This is a genomic window from Nonomuraea sp. IBHARD001 (assembly GCF_056106265.1).
In genome coordinates this window covers 6,854,329-6,876,829 of the sequence record NZ_JBWBBW010000002.1, presented here as the reverse complement: position 1 = coordinate 6,876,829, position 22,501 = coordinate 6,854,329, and the positions used below count along the sequence as shown (strand labels likewise).

The window sequence follows — 22,501 nt, the reverse complement described above, 5'->3', positions numbered from 1 at the left end:
AGGCGTGCTGGTGCTGATTGTGGACCGGCATAATCTCCTGGACGGAGTCAGCCCTGTGCCAGTATCCACGACAAATGGAATTCTCTCGGCTATTGGCGGGACGCCGCTCGTCAAGCTAGAGCTCCTCTTTCCCGGCCTTCAGGTGTTCGCGAAGCTGGAGTCATTTAATCCCGGCGGAAGTCTCAAGGACCGCAGTGCGCTCAACATGCTGAGCGAGGCCATTCAGGAAGGCCGTCTCAAGCCCGGTGTCTCCACGGTGGTCGAGTCCAGCTCGGGCAATCTCGCCATCGGCATGGCGCAGATCTGCCGTTACTTCGGGCTCAGGTTCGTCTGTGTGGTCGACGCCAAGACCACCGAGCAGAACCTGGCGATCCTGCGGGCCCTGCAGGCCGAGGTCGAGGTCGTGGACTCGCCCGATCCCGCGACCGGCGAGTACCTGCCGCGCCGCATCAGGCGGGTGCGTGAGCTCCTGGAGAGCATCCCGAACTCCTTCCACCCCAACCAGTACGGCAATCCCCTGAACGCACGCGCCCACCTGCAGACGATGCGCGAGATCGTGCAGAAGCTCGGCCGCGGGCCCGACCATCTGTTCATCCCCGTGAGCTCGTGCGGAACGCTGGTCGGCTGTGCCGACTACATCGCCGAGCACGGGCTGACCACCAAGATCACCGCAGTCGACGCCAAGGGCAGCATGATCTTCGAGGGGCAGCGGCCCGCTCCCCGGCTGCTGCCCGGCCACGGCGCGGCGATCCGCCCGGCCCTGTACCGCGAGCACGCCGCCGACCGGGCGATCCACGTGTCCGACCTGGACTGCGTGGTGGGCTGCCGCAGGCTGACCGGTCGTGAGGCCATCCTCGCCGGAGGCTCCTCCGGTGCGATCGTCGCCGCCCTGACCTCCGTACGGCACGAGATCGAGCCGGGGTCCACCTGCGTGCTGCTCTTCCCCGACGGCGGTGACCGCTACCTGGACACGATCTACTCCGACGCGTGGGTGCGCCGCACGTTCGGCGAGGTCTCCCACCTGTGGAAGGAAGGGGTCTGACCATGCTGATCCTCCGACACGACGACGTGCGCGACGTCCTGCGCGACGCCGACGCCGCCGTGCTCGACCTCGTACGCGCCGCCTACCGCGAGCACGACGCGGGCGAGACCGTCGTACCGCACTCCACCTTCCTGCGCTTCCCCGGCCGCGGCGCCGACCGCATCATCGGCCTGCCCGCCTTCGTGGGAGGCGAGCAGCCGATCGCGGGCATCAAGTGGGTGGCCTCCTTCCCCGGCAATCTCGGCAAGGGACTGCCGAGGGCCAGTGCGACCATCGTGCTGAACTCCATGGAGACCGGACAGCCGATCGCCTTCGCCGAAGGCGGGCAGATCTCCGCGACCCGCACCGGCGCGTCCGCGGCCGTCGCCGCCCAGACCCTCGCGGGGTCGAGCCCCGTGCGGGCGCTGTCGATGATCGGCTGCGGCCTGATCAACTTCGAGACGCTGCGCTTCCTGCCCGAGGTGTCGGAGCTGACCCTCTTCGACCTCTCGCGCCCGCGCGCCGAGGCCTTCGGCGAGCGCGCACGCGCGCTGCGCCCCGGGATCGAGGTACGGCTCGCCGGCAGTGTCGCCGAGGCCGTGGCCGCTGCCGGGGTGCTGTCGCTGGCGACCACCGCGGTCGAGCCGCACATGACGTTGGAAGGCGCCAGGCCGGGCGCGATCGTGCTGCACATCTCGCTGCGCGACCTCACGCCGTCGACCGTCCTGGCCGCGCGCAACGTCGTCGACGACGTCGACCACGCCCTGCGCGAGCGCACCTCGCTGCATCTGGCCGAACTGGCCGTCGGCGGGCGTTCCTTCGTGCACGCCACCATCGGCGGGCTGCTGCGCGGCACCGCCTCGCTGCCCGGCGGCGACTCACCGATCATCTTCTCCCCCTTCGGCCTCGGCGCGCTCGACATGGCGCTGGCCAGGTACGTGTTCGAGCAGGCCCGCGCCCGTGGCCACGGCCTGACCGTCGAGGCCTTTCAGCAACCCGCATGAAGGAGAAAGCCGACATGAGCGACAGGTATCTCGTCGTACTCAACGACGAAGAGCAGTACTCCATCTGGTGGGCCGACCGTGACCTGCCCTCCGGATGGCAGCACGAAGGCGCCGAAGGCACCAAGGACGAGTGCCTTCGCCATATCGAGAAGGTCTGGACCGACATGCGTCCCCGGAGCTTGAGGTGAGCGAAGCCCTCCTCGGCGACCTGGTGTGGCGGCAGGCCGCCGCCACACCGGGTGGTGTGGCCGTGGTCGACGGCGGCACGAGCCTGACCTACGCCCAGCTGACCCGCAGGGCCGCGCGCCTGGCCCATCTGCTGCGCGAGTGGGGCATCGGCAGGGGCGACGTCGTGTGCGTCAACGTGCCCCGCGGTGCCGACTTCATCGTGGCGGTGCTCGGCATCTGGCGCAGCGGCGCCGCCTACCTGCCGATGGACCCCGAGCACCCGCGCGAGCGCCGCGAGCGTATCTACGCCGACGCCGCCCCCGCCATCGTGCTGACACCGGACCTGCTGCGCTCGCTGCCCACGCCGGAGGCGGCGGCGGTGCCGGTCGACCCTGCCGACGCGGCCTACGTGATCTACACATCGGGCTCGACCGGCCGTCCCAAGGGCGTCGTGGTGACCCATGCGGGCATCGCCAACCGCGTGCGCTGGACCACCTCGACACACGCGCTCGGCCCGCACGACAGGCTGCTGCACAAGACGTCGCTCACCTTCGACGCCGCTGGCTGGGAGATGATCGCCCCCCTGGTCAGCGGCGGCACGGTGGTCGTCGCGCCGCCCGGCGCCGAGCGCGACCCGGCCACACTGGTACGGCTGGCCGGCGAGCACGGCGTCACCGTGCTGCAGGTGGTGCCCTCCCTGCTGCGCGAGCTGGTCCGCGAGCCCGGCTGGGCGGGGCTGACCTCGCTGCGGCTGCTGTTCAGCGCGGGCGAGCCGCTGCACGCCTCGCTGGTCCGCGCGGCGGCGCTGCCCTCGCTGGCGATGTGGAACACCTACGGCCCCACCGAGTGCGCCATCGACGTGACCGCCCACCTGGTCGACCCCGCCCAGCCGGCCGACGCGGTGCCGATCGGCAGGCCGATCTCCGGCATGCGCGTGCGGGTCCTCGACGACAAGGGGGAGCTGTCGCCCGTCGGCGTGCCCGGCGAGCTGTATGTCGGCGGACCGGGCGTCGGACGCGGTTACCTGGGCAGGCCGGGCCTGACGGCCGACCGTTTCGTGCCCGACCCCTTCGCCGAGGGCGAGCGGCTGTACCGCACCGGCGACCTGGTGCGCTGGTCGGCCGACGGCGTCCTGCACTTCATGGGCAGGCTGGACGAGCAGCTCAAGGTCAACGGCGTCCGGGTCGAGCCCGCGGAGATCGAGGCGGCGCTGCAGGAACACCCGGCCGTGCGCGCGGTCGCCGTGGTCGAGTCGTCGGGCCGGTTGGTCGCGCACGTCGCGGGCCTGGCGGCTCCCGCCGAGCTTCGGCTGTTCGCCCGGGAGATCCTGCCCGACACCCACGTGCCGACCAGGTACGTCCTGCACGAGAGCCTGCCGGTCCTGCCCAGCGGCAAGATCGACCGAGGTGCGCTCAAGGCGCATGCCGAACCCGTCGCCCGTTCGCGGCCGAGTACCCCGGCCGAGCACCGGGTCGCCGGGGTCTGGGCCGAGCTGCTCGGCGTCGACGGTGTCGGCGCCGACGACGACTTCTTCCAGCTCGGCGGCACCTCCCTGCTGCTGACCAAGCTCGCCAACCGCCTGGGCCTGCCCGTGCCCGACCTCTACACCGTCTCCACGGTGGCGGGCCAGGCCACCCTGGTGGAGGGAGCGGGCGCGGGCGCCGAGCCCATCGGCCCGGCCGGGCGCGAGCCCTTCATGGAGCTCTCGCACGGCCAGCGCCGCCTGTGGCTGCTGGACCGCATCCAGCCGGGCAGCCCGGAATGGGTCGCGCCCGTGTTCATCAGGCTGGGCGCGGCCGACCCCGGCGTCGTGCGGTCGGCCCTGACCCGCCTCGCCGCACGCCACGAGATCCTGCGCACCCGCTATGTCGCGGTGAACGGCGAGCCACGTCAGGTCGTCGACGAGGAGTCGCCGGTCGAGTTCAGGGTCGCGGCCGACGGCGAGGACCTGGCTGCGGTGGTCGCCGGGCAGCTCGCCCGTGGGTTCGACCTGGCGGCGGGGCCGGTCTGGCGTGCCGTACTGGCGGGTGACCTGCTGGTGCTCACCGTGCATCACATCGCGTGCGACGGCTGGTCCTCCGTCGTGCTGGACCGGGAGCTGCGGGCGTTGTGCGCGGGCGAGGACCTGCCGCCCGCCGGTCTGCAGTACGCCGACTACGTGGCCTGGCAGCGCCGTACCCTCACGGCGGGGACGCTCGCGGACGACCTCGCGTACTGGCGGGCGCATCTGGCGGGCGTGCCCGCGCTGGAGCTGGCGGCCGACCGGGTCAGGCCCGCGCACCGCGACCACCGGGGTGCCATGCTCACCTTCGACATCCCGGCCGAGCTGGCGGGCGCGCTGGGCGCCTGGGGCAGGCAGCGGGGGGCGACGCTGTTCGCCACCCTGCTGACGGCGTGGGCGATGCTGCTCTCGCGCCACAGCGGCCAGCGGGACTTCGCCGTCGGCACCCCCGTGACAGGGCGCGAGCACGAGCAGTTCGGCGACACGGTCGGCTTCTTCCTCAACGCACTCGCCCTGCGCGTCGACCTGAGCGGCAACCCGACGTTCGAGGAGGCCGTCGCCCGGGTCGACGCCGTCTGCCGTGCGGGCTTCGCGCACCAGCGTGTGCCCTTCGACCGGCTGGTGGACGAGCTCCAGCCCCGGCGTGACCTGGCCAGGACGCCGATCTACCAGGTGACGTTCGACCTGCACGAGGTCGGCCATACCGACACCGAGCTGGATGCGGCCGACGCCGAGGTGATGGCCGGATCCTGGCTGATCGCCAAGACCGATCTCAGCCTGCTGGCCCAGCGGCGGCCCGACGGCTCGGTCCTGGCCTCGCTGGAGTACGCGACGGCGCTGTTCGACGAGGCGACGGCCGCACGGATGGCCGGACGCCTGCTCACGCTCCTGCGCGACGTCGCGGCGCGGCCCGCGCTCAGGCTCTCGGCCGTGGACCTGGCCGACTTCGAGCATCCCGCGCGGACCGAGAGCCCGTCGGCCCTGTGCGCGCACGAGGTGTTCCAGGCGCGTGCCGCCCGCACGCCCGACGCGCTCGCGGTGGACGCCATGACGTACGCGGAGCTGAACGGCAGGGCCAATCACCTGGCCGGACAGCTGATCGCCCGTGGGGCACGGCCGGGCGGGCTGGTCGGCGTGTGCCTGGAGCGCGGCCCCGACCTGCTCGTCGCCCTGCTGGCCGTGCTGAAGGCGGGCGCCGGGTATGTGCCGCTCGACCCGGAGCAGCCCAGGGAGCGGCTCACGTACATGGTCGAGGACGCGGGCGCCGAGCTGGTGGTGACGACGAGCGGGCTCGGCGCCGGGCTCGGCGGCACGCAGGTGCTGCTCGACACGCTGGAGCCGGGGCTGCTCGCCCAGGACCCGCAGGTGCGGAACGCGCCGGACGACGTGATGTACGTGATCTACACCTCGGGCTCGACCGGGCGGCCCAAGGGCGTGGAGGTGACGCATGCCAATGTGCTGCGCCTGTTCACGGTGACCGAGCGGGACTTCGCCTTCGGCCCTGGCGACGTGTGGACGCTGTTCCACTCCTACGCGTTCGACTTCTCCGTCTGGGAGATGTGGGGCGCGCTGCTGTACGGCGGTCGTCTCGTCGTCGTGCCCAAGGACGTCGTGCGCGACCCCGGCCGCTTCCTCGACCTGCTGCGCGCCGAGCGCGTGACCGTGCTGAACCAGACGCCTTCGGCCTTCAGGCAACTGGCCGCGCTCGCCGCAGAAGGCGATCCCCGTCTGGGGGAGCTCGCCCTGCGCGCGGTCGTGTTCGGCGGCGAGAAGCTGGAGATCGGCGAGCTGACCCCGTGGATCCGCAGGTTCGGCGTCGAGCGCCCCCGCCTGATCAATATGTACGGCATCACCGAGACGACCGTCCACACCACCCTGCACCCGATCGGCCAGGACGATCACGGGAGCCCGATCGGCACGCCACTCGCCGACCTGGAGGTACGCCTCCTGGACGAGCACGGCGGCGAGGCGCCGGTCGGCGTGCCCGGCGAGATCTTCGTCGCCGGACCGGGCGTGGCGCGCGGCTACCGCAACCGGCCCGCGCTGACGGCCGAGCGCTTCCTGCCCGCGCCGGGCGGCCGGAGGTACTACCGCAGCGGCGACCTGGCCAGACGCAACCCCGACGGCGGCCTGGAGTTCGTCGGCCGCGCCGACCAGCAGGTCAAGATCCGCGGCTACCGCATCGAGCTGGGCGAGATCCAGGCCCTGCTGCTCGACCAGCCCAGTGTCCGCGACGCGGTGGTCGTCCTGCGCGAGCGGTCCCTCGTCGGCTATGTCGAGCCGGTCGGCGACAGCATCGACGCGGGCGAGCTGAAGCTGGCGCTGAGCAGGACGCTGCCCGAGTACATGGTTCCGGCGGCGATCGTGGTCATGGACCGGCTGCCCCTCACCGTCAACGGCAAGCTCGACCGGGCCGCGCTGCCCTCGCCCGGACGCGAGGCGACGGGCGCGGCGGCGTTCGTCGCGCCGCGCGACGCGCTGGAGTCATTGCTGGCCGAGATCTGGCAGGAGGTGCTCGGCGTCGACAAGGTCAGCGTCAGGGACAACTTCTTCGCCCTGGGCGGCAACTCGCTCCTGGTCCTGAAGATGATCTCGCGGGTGCAGGAGGAGCTCGGCGTTGAGCTCGGCGCGCGGGAGGTCTTCGAGCATGCGGAACTGGCCGGGCTGGCCGGCCTCGTGGCGGCCGACCTGCTGGCCGAGGACTTCCCTCTGGAGGAAACGGTATGACACCCAAGCACCTCATCTCGATCGACGACCTGTCCGACGACGACCTGCGTCACCTGGTCGCCCGTGGCCTCGACCACCGCAACGGCGAGGGCGGCGCCTCGCGCCCGCTGGCGGGCCGGATCGCGGGCGTCTACTTCGCCAAGACCTCGACCAGGACGCGCACCGCCTTCACCACGGGCGCGCTGCGCCTGGGCGCCGACGTCGTCTCCTTCGGACCTGGCGACCTGCAGACCAACACCGGCGAGACGATCGAGGACACGGCCAGGGTGCTGGAGCGCATGCTGGACGTCCTCGTCGCCCGTACGGCAGGCGACCCCGCCGAGATGCGGACGTTCGCGGCGGGCGACCGGATGGCGGTGGTCAACGCGATGAGCGCCGACGAACACCCCACCCAGGCGCTGACCGACCTGACCACCCTGCTGTGGCGCTTCGGCGCGATCGAGGGCCTGCGCCTGCTGTACGTGGGCGAGGGCAACAACACCGCCGCCGCCCTGGCCCTGGCGTTGAGCAGGTACGACTCGGTCAGCCTCGAACTGCGCACCCCGCCCGGCTACGGCCTGACGCAGGACGTGCTCGACCGGGTCGACCCCAAGGTCGTCGTCGAGCGGCACGACATGCGGGACCTGCCCGAGAACCTGGACGTCGTCTACACCACGCGCTGGCAGACCACGGGCACCGCCAAGCCAGATCCGAACTGGCGCGAGGTCTTCGCCCCCTTCCAGGTGACGGCCGACCTCTGGCGCGCGAGCCCGAATGCGGCGTTCATGCACGACCTGCCCGCGCACCGGGGCGAGGAGGTGACCGCCGAGGTCATCGACGGGCCGCACAGCATCGTCTTCGACCAGGCCGAGAACAAGCTGCACAGCGCCACGGCCGTCCTTGAGTGGTGCCGGTGAGCAGGCTGGAGGACCTGCTCGGCGACCCTTGGGACCCGGCCAACCCCACCGGCTTCGCCGAGGTGCTCGCCGCCGACGAACGCGGCGAACTCCTCGCGGCGGGCGAGTCGATCCTCGACACCGTACGGCTGGCCGACCACTTCGTGCCCGCCTCGCTCGGCGGCGCGTTCGTCGACGTCGACTCGCTGGTCCAGGCGGTGCGGGCGGTCTTCAGGCGTGACCCCACGCTGGGCATCGGCTACGGCGTCACCAGCTTCATCGCCTCGGCGCCGGTGTGGGCGGCGGGCGACGACGCCCAGCGCCGATGGCTGGCCGACCGGCTGCTCGGCGGCGAGCGGGCCGCGGCGGCCTTCACCGAGCTGGCGCACGGCGCCGACTTCACCCGCATGTCCGTGCGCGCGCGGCCGAGCGGGGACGCGCTGGTCGTGACCGGGACCAAGCAGCTCATCAACAACATCGCCAGGGCGCGTGCCGTCACGCTGTTCGCCAGGACGTCCGACGAGCCGGGCAGCCGCAGCCACTCGATGATGCTGATGGACATGGCCGGGCTGGACGACTACCGCATCCTCGAACGCCACCACACCTCCGGCCTGCGGGCCACGCCGCTGGGCGGGGTGCGGTTCGACGGCAGCCGGGTGCCCGCCGACGCGGTGCTCGGCGCGCCGGGCAGCGGCCTGGAGGTCGCCCTGCGCGCGTTCCAGGTGACGCGGGTCGCCCTTCCGGCCATCGCGGTCGGCGCCCTGGACACGCAATTGCGGCTGGCGGCGAGCTTCGCGGGCGAGCGTGTGCTCTACGGGCGGCCGGTGGCCGAGATCCCGGCCGCACGCGACTGCCTGACGGGCGTCTTCGCCGACCTCCTGGTCTGCGACGCGTTCGGCGCGGTGGCGGGACGCGCGCTGCACCTGCTGCCCGAGCAGGGCAGTGTGCTGGCCGCGGCCTGCAAGTACACGGTGTGCGCGCTGCTCGACTCGGCCTCCTACGAGCTCTTCACGCTGATGGGCGCACGCGCCTACATCCGCGAGGGGCCCTACGGCGTCTTCCAGAAGTACCACAGGGACCTCGCCGTGGCCGGGCTCGCGCACTCCAGCGGTGCGGCCTGCCTGGCCACGATCATCGCGCAGCTGCCCAGACTGGCCAGGCGCAGCTGGGGACGGGCAGGTCCCGCGCCCAGGCAGCTGTTCACCCTCGACGAGGGCCTGCCCGAACTCGACTTCGACCGCCTGACGCCCGACGCGCGGGGGAACGACAGCCTGTCGGCGGCCCTGGAGCAGGTGCAGGACACCGACCTGCGGGCCTTCTTCCTCGGCCGCCTGTCCGGGCTGCGCGCCGCCTGCCTCGACCTGCCGCCGGGCGAACGTACGGTGACCGCGTCGGCCGCCACCTTCGCCATGGCCGAGCAGTACGCCTTCCTGCTGGCCGCCGCCGCGTGCGCGGGTGTCGGCGCCGTGCGCGACGGCACGTTCACGGCCGCCTGGCAGACGGTCGCCCTGCGCAGGATCGCCGTACGGCTGGGCCACGAGACGCGCGAGCCGCTCGGCAAGGCGGGCGGCGTGGTGTTCGCCGAGTTGCTCGCCCGGCTCGACGCCTGCCGTACCTTCGATGTGATCGCCAGGCCACTGGCCCCTTATGGGCAGCGATTCGTCCCTTTTCATAGGGGTCGTGAAGGGTTGAGCGCCGAGCCGATACACACTTAGGATCCCGACCAAGTGATGGTGAATTCGGGGGTTCCATTGAACGACGACGGCGGAGCTTTACGTTTTTTCATTCTCGGCCCGATTTCAGCCGGCGGTGAATCGGGCCCGGTCGAACTGAGCGCCACCAAGATACGCACACTTCTGGCCATTCTCCTGCTCGCGAGATCGCGGGTCGTGTCGGACTCCTGGATCGCGGAGATGCTCTGGGGCGAGAAACTGCCCGGCACCTCCGAGGCGCAGATCCAGATCTACGTCTCCAGACTGCGCCAGAAGCTCGGCGTCTCCATCGTCAGGCAGCGGCCCGGCTATCTCATGGAGGTCGACCCCGACACCGTCGACCTGCTGGCCTTCGAACGGCTGGCCGGGCAGGGCAAGGCGCTGCTGGAGGGCGGGTCGGCGGGCGAGGCGGCGCGGGTGCTGCGCCGGGCGCTCGCCCTGTGGCAGGGCCCGGCGCTGTCGGGCGCCACCGACATGCTCACCGCCGTGGAGCGCCCCCGCCTCGAAGAGGCGAGGCTCGCCACGCTTGAGGACCGCGTCGACGCCGACCTGCTGTCGGGCAGGCATGCCGACCTGGTGGCCGAACTGACCGGGCTGGTGTCCCTGCACCCGTGGCGCGAGCGCCTGCGCGGCCAGCTCATGCTCGCCCTGTACCGCTGCGGACGGCAGGCCCACGCCGTCAACGCCTTCGAGGACCTGCGCGCGCTGCTGGCCGAGGAGCTGTCGACCGAGCCGGGCCAGGAGCTGCGCGAGCTGTACGGCAAGGTGCTCGTCTGCGACCCGGCGCTGGACATGCCGGGCGAGCGCCTGACCGTCACCCCCCACCTGCGGCCGGTGCAGCTGCCGCCCGACCTGGGCGACTTCACGGGCAGAGCGGCCGAGGCGGCCGAACTCGTCGCCTCGCTCGGCCGCGAAGGGCGCCAGGGCGTCACCGCGGGCTGCGTCATCAGCGGCATGGGCGGCGTCGGCAAGACCTCGCTGGCCGTCCACGTGGCCCACCAGGTGCTGGAGCGCTACCCGGGCGGCCAGCTGTGGGTCGACCTCGGCGGGCTCTCGCCCCGGCCGCTTTCGCCCTTCGACGCGCTCGGCGAGATGCTGCTCTCGCTCGGCGTGGAGCCGCACGGCGTGCCGTCCTCGTTCGAGGAGCGCGTGCGCCTCTACCGCAGCCGCATGGCACACCAGCGGATGATGGTGCTGCTCGACAATGCCGCGAGCGAGGAGCAGGTGCGTCCGCTGCTGCCGCCGGGCCCCAGGAGCGCGGCGCTGGTGACCGGCCGCAACCGGCTGGCGCTGGACGGCGTGCCCAGGATGGACCTGGACGTGCTGACCGCGCCGCACGCGGTCGCGCTGCTCGGGCGGATCATCGACGCCGAGCGCGTCGAGGCCGAGCCCGAAGGGGCCGACCGGATCGCCGCCCTGTGCGGGTACCTGCCGCTGGGCGTGCGCCTGGCCGGGGTACGGCTGGTCGCCAAGCCGCACTGGTCGCTCGGCCATCTCGCCAGGCGGCTGGAGAACCAGCGCCGGCGCCTGGACGAGCTGGGGATCGCCGATGTGACCGTCAGGGACCGGCTGAGCCACAGCTATCTCGCCCTGCCGTGCTCGACGCGGCGCGCCTTCCGGCTGCTCGCCCTGCTGGACGTGCCCGCCTTCACCCTGTGGATGGCGGCCGTCGTGCTCAACACCAAGGTCACGCAGGCCCGTGAGCTGATCGAGGAGCTCCTCGACGCCCGGCTGCTGGACAGTGAGCCCGGCTCGCGCCAGATCCCGCCGCAGTACCGCTTCCACGCCCTGGTCCGCGCGCTCGCCCTGGACTACGTCGTACAGGAGGAGTCCTCGTGCGAGCGTCAGGCGGCGCTCGGCCGTATGACGAAGGCCTCGATGCAGATGAGTGGTCTCAGCCTCAGATGAGGTAACTCCGAACAGGCCGGGAACCGCACTGCCTATCTCTGTATAGAACCCGTATAGAGAACAATTAAATGCTCACTCCCAGCTGGCCAACCACCTGTCTAGGGAGTAACCGGGATGCGCAACGAGCCAATCTGGAATCCCGATCGTGATGAGTTGCTCCGCCGGAGCATCGACGCTCGGATTGCGCGCAGGGGAAAATCCGTCCCGGGTATTCCCGTCGCCGATCGGGACACGCGACTTCCGTTGTCCTTCGGCCAGCAGCAACTGTGGTTCCTCAACCGATTGGAACCGGCCAATCCTGAGTATCTCGTCCCCGCCGCGTGGCGCATCCGAGGCCCGCTCGACGTCCGGGCCCTGGAGGCCGCGTGGCGGGAGGTGCTCACCAGGCACGAGGTCCTGCGCACCCGCTACCCGATGGCCGGGACCGAACCCGTCCAGGTCGTCGACGAGCCGGGCGACCCGCGTCTGACGACGATCGACCTGGCGGGCCGCGCCGACCGGGACGAGGCCATCGCCGAACTCGCCGAGCGCGAGGCGCTGACCCCCTTCGACCTGGAGAAGGAGTGGCCGGTCAGGGCCACGCTCGCCCGCCTGGCCGACGACGACCACGCCCTGGTCGTCGTCCTGCACCACATCGCCTGCGACGCCTGGTCGCTCTCCGTCCTGACCGGTGAGCTGAGCGAGCTCTACGCCGCGCACCGCCAGGGCCGCGCCTCCGGCCTGACCCCGCTGAGCATCCAGTACGCCGACTACGCGGTGTGGGAACGCGCCCAGGAGACCGAGCACCGCCGCCACCTCGACTACTGGCAGGAACGCCTCGCCGGGATGGAACCGCTCGACCTGCCCGCCGACCGGCCGAGACCCAACCGCAGGGACCCCTCGGGCGACGTGTTCGAGTTCGAGATCCCCGAAGACCTGGCCGTACGGCTCCGCCTGCTCGCCAGGGAGCACGGCACCACGCTGTTCACCGTCCTGCTGACCGCCTTCCAGGCCCTGCTGTCGCGCTACACCGGCAGGACGGACATCCCGGTCGGCACCATGGTCTCGGGCCGATCGAGGCCCGAGACGCGTGCGCTGATCGGCTACGGCATCAACAGCCTGGTCCTGCGGGCCCAGTGGGAGGACGACGCCGCCTTCGACGAGCTGCTCGCCGCCTCGCACCGCTCGGTCGCCGACGCCTTCGACCACCAGGGCATGCCGTTCGCGCTGCTGGTGGACAGGCTGCAGCCGCAGCGTGACATGTCCAGGACGCCGCTGTTCCAGGTCGCCTTCACCGTGCAGCAGGGCGAGCGGGCCGCCTTCCCGATGGACGGGCTGACGCTCACGCCGATCTCCGGCTCCTCCCGCTTCTCCCGGTTCGACCTGACGCTGCTGGTCGAGGACGGCGGCGACGCCGCGCTCGGGGCCAAGCTGGAGTTCGCGACCGCCCTGTTCGACGTCTCGACCATGGAGCGGATGGCGGGCGACTACGTCCGGCTGCTGCGGGCCGTCGCCGCCGATCCCACGGCGAGGGTGGCCACGCTCGACTTCGCCGGAGCGGCCGAACTCGCCCTGCAGCGCGGCGCCGCCGAGCCGTCGGTGGCGCAGGCGCGGGTGCACGAGCTGTTCGAGCGGCAGGCCGCCCGCACGCCGGACGCGACCGCCGTGGTGTTCGAGCGGACCGAGCTCACCTACGCCCAGCTCAACACCAGGGCCAACAGGCTGGCACGCCACCTGCGCGGGCAGGGCGTCGGGCCGGGCTCGCTCGTGGGCGTGTGCCTGGGCAACGGCCTCGATCTCGTGCCCGCCCTGCTGGCGGTGCTCAAGTGCGGCGCGGCCTACCTGCCGCTGGACCCGGCCCAGCCCGCCGACCGGCTCGCGTTCATGGTCGAGGACGCGGCGACCTCCGTGGTGATCACGTCGAGCGCCCAGGCCGGGGCCGTGGCCGGGTTCTACCGGGGGGTGACCGTCGACCTCGACCGGGACCGGGAGCTCGTCGACGGCTGCTCGGGCGAGGACCTCGGCGTGGCCGGTGGCGTCCGCGACCTGATCTACGTCATCTACACCTCCGGCTCGACGGGCCGGCCGAAGGGCGTGTGCCTGACGCACTTCAACGTGGTCCGCCTGCTGCGCGCCGCCGAACGCCACTACGGGTTCTCCTCGGCCGACGTCTGGCCGCTGTGCCACTCCTACGCCTTCGACGTGTCGGTGTGGGAGCTGTGGGGCTCGCTCCTGTACGGCGGCACGCTCGTCGTACCGGCGCGTGAGGTCACCCGCTCGCCGGAGGACCTGCTCGCCCTGCTGGTCGAACACCGGGTGACCGTGCTCAACCAGACCCCGTCGGCCTTCCGCGGCCTGGTGGGGCTGGCCAGGCAGGGACACCCGGGACTCGACGGGCTGGCCCTGCGCGCGGTCGTCTTCGCCGGGGAGAGGCTGGAGCTCGCCGAGCTGGCGCCGTGGATCGCCAGGTTCGGCCTGCTGAAGCCCGTCCTGGTGAACATGTACGGCATCACCGAGACGACCGTGCACACGACCTACCACGCGCTGACCCCCGACGACTTCCGGCCTGGCGCGGGCAACCCGGTCGGGTACCCGCTGGCCGATCTCCGGGTGCATCTGCTCGACCGGTGGGGGAACCTGGCGCCGATCGGCGTTCCCGGTGAGATCCACGTCGGCGGCGGCGGTGTCGCCCGTGAGTACCTCAACCGGCCCGCGCTGACCGCCGAGCGCTTCCTGCCCGACCCGTTCGGCCAGGAGCCGGGCGCCCGCATGTACCGCAGCGGCGACCTCGCCCGCAGGCTCCCCGACGGCAGCCTGGAGTTCCTCGGCCGGATCGACCACCAGGTCAAGCTGCGCGGATACCGGATCGAGCTCGGCGAGATCGAGACGGTCCTCACCGCGCACCCCGCGGTCGCCGAGGCGGTCGTGCTGCTCAGGGAGAGCGGATCGGCGGGCGACAAGCAGCTCGTCGGCTACCTGATCGGCGACGACGTGCCCGCACCGGCGCAGCTGCGCGAGTTCCTGGGCAGGGAGCTGCCCGAGTACATGGTGCCGTCGGCGTTCGTCGTGCTCGACCGCTTCCCGCTGACCAACAACGGCAAGCTGGACCGCCGCGCCCTGCCCGCGCCCGGCCGCGACGAGCTGAGCGCACGCGGCGACTACGTGGCCCCGCGCACCGGCGCGGAGGAGCGCATCGCCGCCGTCTGGAGCGACGTGCTCGGCGTGGACAAGGTCGGCGTGCACGACGGCTTCTTCGACATCGGCGGCGACTCCATCCGCGCGGTCGCCCTGGCGGGCACGCTCAGGGAGGCCGGGTTCGACGTCGGCGTCAGCGACCTGTTCGAGCACCGCAGCGTCGCGGCCCTGGCCGCCGCCGTCGGGCAGGAGCGCACCCAGGTGCCGGTCCAGGGATACGTCGAGCCGTTCGAGCTGATCTCGCCCGCCGACCGGGCGAAGGTGCCAGGCGGCGTCGTGGACGCCTATCCGCTGTCGCGGGTGCAGGCGGGGATGGTCGCCGAGATGATGGCCGACCAGGACATGCGCGTCTACCACAACGCCACCTCCTTCAGGATCCGCGACGGCCAGCCGTTCTCGCCCGAGGCGTTGCGCCGCTCGGCCGCCACGCTCGTCGCCAGGCACGAGGCGCTGCGCACGGCGATCGACATGACGACGTACTCGGTGCCGATGCAGCTGGTCCACCGTGAGGCGGAGATGGCGGTCACGGTGGCGGACCTCGGCGACCTCGGCGACGCGGCGATCGAGGAGGCCATGCGGGCCCACGTGGCGGCCGAGCGCGCCCGGCCCTTCGACGACATCGGCAGGCCGTGCCTGATCCGCCTGGCCGCCCACACCTGCGCCGACGGCTCGTGGTGGTTGTCGGTCACCGAGCACCACGCCGTCATGGAGGGCTGGAGCCATCACTCGATGCTGATGGACCTGCTCGACGGCTACCGGCGGCTGCGGGACGGCGGCGAGACGGAGGCGTGGACGGCCCCCTCGCTGCGCTACGCCGACTTCATCGCCGCCGAGCTGCGGGCGCTGGCCTCGCAGGAGGAACGCGACTACTGGCGTGACATCGTCCGCAGCCATCCGAAGTTCACCCTCGCCCCCGGGACGGGCGAGCCGGACAGGCGCAGCCACACCGTGGCCGTCTCCTTCCTCGACCTCGAACCCGGGCTGCGGCGGCTGGCCGAGAGCGCCGACGTACCGATGAAGAGCGTGCTGCTCGCCGCCCATCTCAAGGTGCTCAGCCAGCTCACCGAGGAGGAGTCCTTCCTCGCGGGCGTGGTCTTCCACGGCAGGCCCGAGGTGGTCGGCGCGGAGAGCGTCTACGGCATGTACCTCAACACGCTGCCCTTCGCGCACGAGACCGGCGCCAGGACCTGGCGCGGCCTGGTCGAGCGCACGTTCGCCGGGGAACGCGCGATGTGGCGGCACCGCCAGTTCCCGATGCCCGCCATCCAGCAGGAGCTGGCCGGTGGCGGCCGGTTGCTCGACACGATGTTCGTCTATCTGGACTTCCACCAGGTCGACACCGGGCTCGTCGACTACCTGGCCAGCATCGACGACAGCCCCACGGAGTTCCCGCTGGGCGTGGCCGTACGGGTCGGGCACATCGGGATCAGTGTCGACACCGCCGTCATCGGCAGGGCCGACGCCGCCCGGCTCGGTGAGATGTATCGCAAGGTGCTGGCCGCGATGGCGGCCGACCCCGGCGGCGACGCGCTGGCGACCTTCCTGCCCGACGGCGACGAGAGCCTGCTGGCCGCATTCGCCGGGCCGGAACCGATCACCGCGCCGCGCGAACGACTGCACGAGCTCTTCGCACGGCAGGCCGCGCTGACGCCCGACGCCGTCGCGGTCGTCTCGGGCGAGGACGAGCTGACCTACGCGCAGCTGGAGCGCAAGGCCAACAGGTACGCCCACCGCCTGCTCGACCTCGGCGCCGGGCCGGAGACGCTGATCGGCGTGTGCCTGGAGCGCGGCGCCGAGCTGGTGCCCACACTGCTCGGCGTGCTCAAGTCCGGCGCCGCCTACCTGCCCCTCGACCCGCAGCAGCCCGCCGATCGGCTGAGCTACATCCTGGCCGACTCCGGGGCGAAGGTGGTGATCACCGATGCCGGGCGCGCGGCGGACCTGCCGGGCGCGCTCGTGCTCGGCGACGTGTCGGCCTGCCCGGACACCGCGCCCGTGGCCTCCGGCTCGGCGGGCACCCTGTGCTACGTCATCTACACCTCGGGCTCGACCGGACGGCCGAAGGGCACGGGCGTCACGCACCGCAACGTCACCAGCCTGTTCGAGGCCACCGCACGGCACTACGACTTCGGCGCCGACGACGTGTGGACGCTGTTCCACTCCTACGCCTTCGACTTCTCGGTCTGGGAGCTGTGGGGGGCGCTGCTGTACGGCGGCAAGGTCGTCGTGCCCTCCCTCGACGAGGTGCGCTCCACCGACGACCTGCTCGCCCTGATGATCCGCCACCGGGTCACCGTGCTGAACCAGACGCCGTCGGCCTTCCGCTCCCTCGTCGCCCTGGCCAGGGAGGGCGACCCCCGCCTCGACCACCTGGCCCTGCGCCACGTCGTGTTCGGCGGGGAGAAGCTGGAGATCGCCGAGCTGCGCCCATGGACGTCGCGGTTCGGCATCGACCGCCCGGCCCTGGTGAACATGTACGGCATCACCGAGACGACCGTGCACACGACCTTCCACCGCATCACCGAGGCCGACCTGGAGCCGGGGGCAGGCAATCCGATCGGCAGGCCGCTGGCCGACAGCCGCGTGCACCTGCTCGACAGGTTCGGCGCCCCGGTCCCGGTGGGGACGCCGGGCGAGATCTGCGTCAGCGGGCCGGGCGTGGCACGGGGCTACCTCGGGCGTCCCGAGCTGACCGCGCGACGCTTCGTGCCCGACCCCTTCGGCGGCGGCGTGCTGTACCGCAGCGGCGACCTGGCCAGATGGCGGGCCGACGGCACGCTGGAGTTCCTCGGCCGCGCCGACGACCAGGTCAAGCTCCGCGGGTACCGCATCGAGCTCGGCGAGGTCTCGTCGGCGCTGGCCGCACACCCTCGCGTCCTGGAGGCCGCGACCGTCCTGGAAGGCGGCCCCGACCCCCGCCTGGTGTCGTACGTGGTGCTCGGCTCGCCGGTCGACCTGGCCGAGCTGCGCGACTTCGTGGCCCGGGACCTGCCCGGCTACATGGTCCCTTCGGCGGTCGTGGTGCTTGAGCGGCTGCCGGTCACCGCCAACGGCAAGCTGGACCGCAAGGCCCTGCCCGCCCCGGACACGGGCGGCCGTGCGCCTGGCCGAAGGCCGAGGACGGCACGCGAGGAGGTGCTGTGCGACCTGTTCGCCGAGGTGCTCGGCGTGGACGGGATCGGCATCGACGACAGCTTCTTCGACACCGGCGGCAACTCGCTGTCGGCCGTCAGGCTGGTGTCCAGGGTGCGTTCGGTGCTCGGCGTCGAGCTGCCGATCAGGCTGCTCTTCGAGTCGCCGACGGTCGCCGCGCTGACCAGGCACCTGGCCGACGCCTCCGGCCGGGTCCAGGCCCCGTTGCGCCCGGCGCTCAGGCCCGATCCGCTCCCGCTGTCGTTCGCCCAGCGCCGGTTGTGGTTCCTCAACCGCATGGAGGGCCCGAACGCGACCTACAACATCCCGGCGGCGCTGCGGCTGAGCGGGACGCTGGACGTGGGCGCGCTCACCGAGGCGTTCGCCGACGTGCTGGCCAGGCAGGAGAGCCTGCGCACCGTCTTCCCCGAGACCGACGGCGTGCCCAGGCAGGCGATCGTGCCCGACGCCTCGATCGAGGTGCCCGTGACCGACGTCGAGCCTGGCCGCCTGCGTGAGGCGCTGAGCGAGGCGGCGAGCCAGGGGTTCGACCTGGCCACCGAGCTGCCCGTACGCGCCCGGCTGTTCCGGCAGGCCCCCGACGAGAACGTGCTGCTGATCGTGGTGCACCACATCGCGGGAGACGCGTTGTCGATGGGCCCGCTGGCCCGCGACCTGGCCACGGCCTACGCCGCCAGGGCCAGGGGCGAGGCTCCGGAGCTGGAGCCGCTGCCGGTGCAGTACGCCGACTACACGCTGTGGCAGCGCGACGTGCTGGAGGCGGCCGACGACCAGGTGGAGTACTGGGCCAAGGCACTGGCCGGACTGCCCGAGCAGATCGCACTGCCGGCCGACCGGCCGAGGCCCGCCGTCTCGTCCTACCGAGGGGCCTCGGTCGAGCTGCGTGTCGACCCCTCGACGCATCAGGCGCTGGCCGCCGTCGCGGCGGGTCAGCGGGCCACCATGTTCATGGTGCTGCAGGCCGGGCTGGCCGCGTTGCTCACCAGGCTGGGCGCCGGGAGCGACGTCCCGATCGGCGCGCCGGTGGCCGGGCGCACCGACGAGGCGCTGGCCGGGCTGGTCGGCTTCTTCGTGAACACCCTGGTGCTGCGCAACGACACCTCGGGCGACCCGTCGTTCCGCGAGCTGCTCGGCCGGGTGCGCGAGAGCGACCTTTCGGCCTTCGCCCACCAGGACCTGCCGTTCGAGCGGCTGGTCGACATGGTCGCGCCGGAGCGGTCGGCGGGCAGGCACCCGTTGTTCCAGGTGATGCTCAGCCTGGCCCCCGAGGAGCACGCCGACCTGGACCTGCCCGGCCTCGCCGTACGCCCCGAGGTGTTCGAGGAGAGGGTGGCCAAGTTCGACCTGCTCCTGCAGCTCACCGAGCACCGTACGGCGAGCGGCGAGCCGGCGGGGCTGAGCGGCGAGCTGAACTACGCCGTCGACCTGTTCGAGCCGGAGACGGCCGAGCGGCTCGCGGCCATGCTGGGCAGGCTGCTGAGCGAGGTCGCAGGCGACCCGGACCGGCCGATCGGCGACGCCGCCCTGCTGACCGGCGACGAGCTCGACGAGCTGCTGTACGAGCGCAACGACCACGCGCGTGCGGGCATCGCGCGTACCCTGCCCGAGCTGTTCGAGGCCACGGCCGCCCGCACGCCGGACGCGACCGCCCTGGTCTTCGAGGACGTCGAACTGTCCTACGCCCAGCTGAACGCACGTGCGAACGGGCTGGCCGAGGCGCTGATCGAGCGGGGAGCCGGGGCCGAACGGCTGGTGGCGGTGGCCGCGGCCACCTCGGTCGAGCTGGTGGTGGCCATCCTCGCGGTCGCCAAGTCGGGGGCCGCCTACCTGCCGCTGGACCCGGACTACCCGGACGCGCGCCTGGCCCAGCTCCTGTCGGCCGCGCGGCCGTCGCTCGTCCTGACGACAGGGGACCTGGCGCCCAGGCTGGCGGGGGAGCACGACGTCCTGCTGATCGAGGAGGTCGCCGGGCGGGCCGCCGATCCCGGACGCCCGATCGCGCTCGACCAGCCCGCCTACGTCATCTACACCTCGGGCTCGACCGGGACGCCGAAGGGCGTGGTCGTCACGCACCGGGGGCTGGCCTCGCTGGCCGTCGACAACAGCGAGCGTTATGCGATCACCGCCACCTCGCGGGTGCTGCAGTTCGCCTCGTTCGGGTTCGACGCCTCCGTCGCCAACATGGTCATGGCCTGGGCGCCCGGGGCCGCGCTGGTGCTGCGGCCCGCCGACTGCCTGGGCGGCGCCGAGCTCGCCGATCTGCTGGAGGGCGCCGGTGTGACCCATGCGGTGCTGCCGCCGCCGGTGCTGGCGACCCTGCCCGAGCGGGCCTACCCGCGCTGGGAGAGCGTGGTGACCGCGGGCGACGTGTGCCCGGCCGAGGTGGTCGCACGCTGGGCGCCCGGCCGCCGCATGTTCAACGCCTACGGCCCCACCGAGTTCACGGTCGCCGCGCTGGTAGCCGACGCGGTCCCCGGGGCCGCGCCGCCGATCGGCAGGCCGGTGCTGAACAGCCGGGTGTACGTGCTGGACGAGCACCTGCGGCCGCTGCCCGCCGGCGTGCCCGGCGAGCTGTTCGTCGCGGGCGACGGGCTGGCGCGCGGCTACCTGCGTCAGCCCGGCCTGACCGCCGAGCGCTTCCTGCCCTGTCCGTACGGCGCGCCGGGCGAGCGCATGTACCGCACGGGTGACGTCGTGCGATGGCGTGCGGACGGGCAGGTGGACTTCCTCGGACGCGCCGACGAACAGGTCAAGATCAGGGGCTTCCGCATCGAGCCCGGCGAGGTCGAGGCCGTGCTGAACCGGCGGGCCGACGTCGTCACGAGCGTCGTCGTGGCCCGCGAGGACCAGCCGGGCGTCAAGCGCCTGGTCGCCTATGTCGTGCCCGGCCCGGAGGCCGGCGGCCCCGAGGAGATGCGCGCCCATCTCGCCGCGCTGCTGCCCGACTACCTGGTGCCCGCCGCGGTCGTGCCCATCGACGCGATCCCGTTGACGCACAACGGCAAGCTCGACCGCAGGGCGCTGCCCGAGCCGTGGTCGCAGAACCTGGCCGCGCACCGGGCGCCGCGCACCGAGCAGGAGGAACTGCTCTGCGCCCTGGTCGCCGAGGTGCTGGGGCTGGAGCGGGTCGGGCTCGACGACGGCTTCTTCGAGCTCGGCGGCGACAGCATCATGACCATCCAGCTCTCGGCCAGGGCGCTGCGCTCCGGCTGGCAGATCACGCCGAGGGACGTCTTCACCCATCAGCGCATGGAGGCGCTCGCCGCCGTGATGCGGCCGGTCGAGGCCGTCGCCGCCGAGGACCCCGCCGAGGCGATCGGCGAGGTGCCGCTCACGCCGATCATCGCCTGGCTGAGCGAGCACGGCGGGTCCGCCGACGCGCACCACCAGTCCGCCTTCCTGCCCACGCCCGCCGGTCTGGGGCTGGAGCAGGTCGTCCAGGGGCTCCAGGAGCTCCTGGACCACCACGACGTGCTGCGCATGCGGCTGTCGCGGGCGGACGGGCCGTGGCGGCTCACGGTGCCGGACAGGGGCACGCTCGACGCCTCGTCCGTCGTACGGCACGTGCACGCCGCCGGGCTCGGCCAGGCCGAGGTCGCGGCCGTCAGGGACACGGCCGTGACCGATCTGGACCTGGACGCGGGCGTGCTGGTCAGGGCCGTCTGGTTCGACCACGGCGAGGACGCGCCCGGCCGGATGCTGCTGGTGCTGCACCACCTGCTGGTCGACGGGGTGTCCTGGCGCGTCCTGCTGCCCGATCTGCACGCCGCGTGGGCGGCGCTGGCCGCCGGTGAGCCGGTCGCGCTCGACCCGGTGCCGACCTCGTTCCGCCGCTGGGCCCGGCTGCTGGGGGAGGCGTCAGCCGATCTCGCCAGGGTCGCGCAGACGCCGTTCTGGACCCAGGTGCTCGCGACGCCGGACCCGCTGCTCGGCGCGCGCCCGCTGGATCCGGCGCGTGACACCTGCGACCTGACGGCCGAGGTGAGCGTCGCACTGCCCGTGGAGATCACCGAGCCGCTGCTGACCGCCGTGCCCGCCGCGTTCTACGGGCGTGTCAACGACGTGCTGCTCACCGCGCTCGGCCTGGCGGTCACCGAGTGGCGGGCCAGGCGCTCGGTCGCGACCGGCGCGGTGCTGCTCGACCTGGAGGGACACGGCCGGGAGGACGTCGTCGAAGGCGTCGACCTCTCGCGTACGACCGGCTGGTTCACCAGCCTCTTCCCCGTGGCCGTCGACACCGGGCACACCGGCTGGGCGGACGTCCGCGCCGGGGGAGCGGCGGTCGGCGTGGCCGTGAAGCGGGTGAAGGAGCAGCTGCGCGCGGTGCCGGAGAACGGCGTCGGGTTCGGGATGCTGCGCCATCTCAACCCCGCCACGGGAGCCCGGCTGGCCGGACTGCCGACGCCGCAGATCGGCTTCAACTATCTCGGCCGGGTCCAGCACGACGCCGGGCCCGCCCTGCCCCCGGCGCCACGCCCCCGGATGCCCGTGGGACACGCCCTGGAGATCAACGCCGTCACCTACGACCAGCCGGGCGGTCCACGCCTGGAGGCGGCCTGGAGCTTCCCCGCCGACCTGATCGCCAGGAGCGAGGTGGAGGAGCTCGCCGAGCTGTGGGCCGAGGCGCTGCGGGGCCTGGTCGCCCATGTCAGACAGGGCGACGCGGGCGGGCACACCCCGTCCGACCTGCCGTTGATCGAGCTGAGCCAGGAAGAAATCGACGATCTTGCCACCGGTTGGGACAACGAATGAGAGTC

8 protein-coding genes are annotated in these 22,501 nt (G+C 72.5%); all 8 read left to right on the top strand.

What is annotated here, in order from left to right; translation table 11 throughout:
* The first annotated feature begins 4 nt into the window (after nt 1–4).
* The 8 genes from sbnA to ACTWNK_RS32855 all read left to right on the top strand — a co-directional run bounded on the left by sbnA (nt 5) and on the right by ACTWNK_RS32855 (nt 22,496).
* The gene (sbnA, locus tag ACTWNK_RS32890; RefSeq protein ID WP_474308803.1) at nt 5–1,042 is read left to right on the top strand and encodes a 2,3-diaminopropionate biosynthesis protein SbnA; all 1,038 of its coding nucleotides are present in this window, start codon (nt 5–7) and stop codon (nt 1,040–1,042) included.
* Nucleotides 1,043–1,044: 2 nt separating this feature from the next.
* A complete protein-coding gene (gene sbnB / locus ACTWNK_RS32885) occupies nt 1,045–2,025 on the top strand; it encodes a 2,3-diaminopropionate biosynthesis protein SbnB (RefSeq protein ID WP_474308802.1) in 981 nt (326 codons plus the stop codon).
* Nucleotides 2,026–2,039: 14 nt separating this feature from the next.
* Complete coding sequence (locus tag ACTWNK_RS32880) at nt 2,040–2,213, top strand: MbtH family protein (protein WP_474308801.1); 174 nt, start codon at nt 2,040–2,042, stop codon at nt 2,211–2,213.
* The gene (locus tag ACTWNK_RS32875; protein ID WP_474308800.1) at nt 2,210–6,922 is read left to right on the top strand and encodes an amino acid adenylation domain-containing protein; all 4,713 of its coding nucleotides are present in this window, start codon (nt 2,210–2,212) and stop codon (nt 6,920–6,922) included. The genes ACTWNK_RS32880 and ACTWNK_RS32875 overlap by 4 nt, the downstream gene beginning before the upstream one ends.
* Nucleotides 6,919–7,818 (top strand): ornithine carbamoyltransferase, encoded by a 900-nt coding sequence (locus ACTWNK_RS32870; protein ID WP_474308799.1) that lies wholly within the window; start codon nt 6,919–6,921, stop codon nt 7,816–7,818. Before ACTWNK_RS32875 ends, ACTWNK_RS32870 begins: the two co-directional genes overlap by 4 nt.
* The gene (locus ACTWNK_RS32865) at nt 7,815–9,512 is read left to right on the top strand and encodes an acyl-CoA dehydrogenase (protein WP_474308798.1); all 1,698 of its coding nucleotides are present in this window, start codon (nt 7,815–7,817) and stop codon (nt 9,510–9,512) included. The genes ACTWNK_RS32870 and ACTWNK_RS32865 overlap by 4 nt, the downstream gene beginning before the upstream one ends.
* Before the next feature lie 15 nt (nt 9,513–9,527).
* A complete protein-coding gene (locus ACTWNK_RS32860; protein WP_474311047.1) occupies nt 9,528–11,417 on the top strand; it encodes an AfsR/SARP family transcriptional regulator in 1,890 nt (629 codons plus the stop codon).
* A 243-nt stretch (nt 11,418–11,660) separates the two neighbouring features.
* Nucleotides 11,661–22,496 (top strand): non-ribosomal peptide synthetase, encoded by a 10,836-nt coding sequence (locus ACTWNK_RS32855; RefSeq protein ID WP_474308797.1) that lies wholly within the window; start codon nt 11,661–11,663, stop codon nt 22,494–22,496.
* The last annotated feature ends 5 nt before the right edge of the window (nt 22,497–22,501 follow it).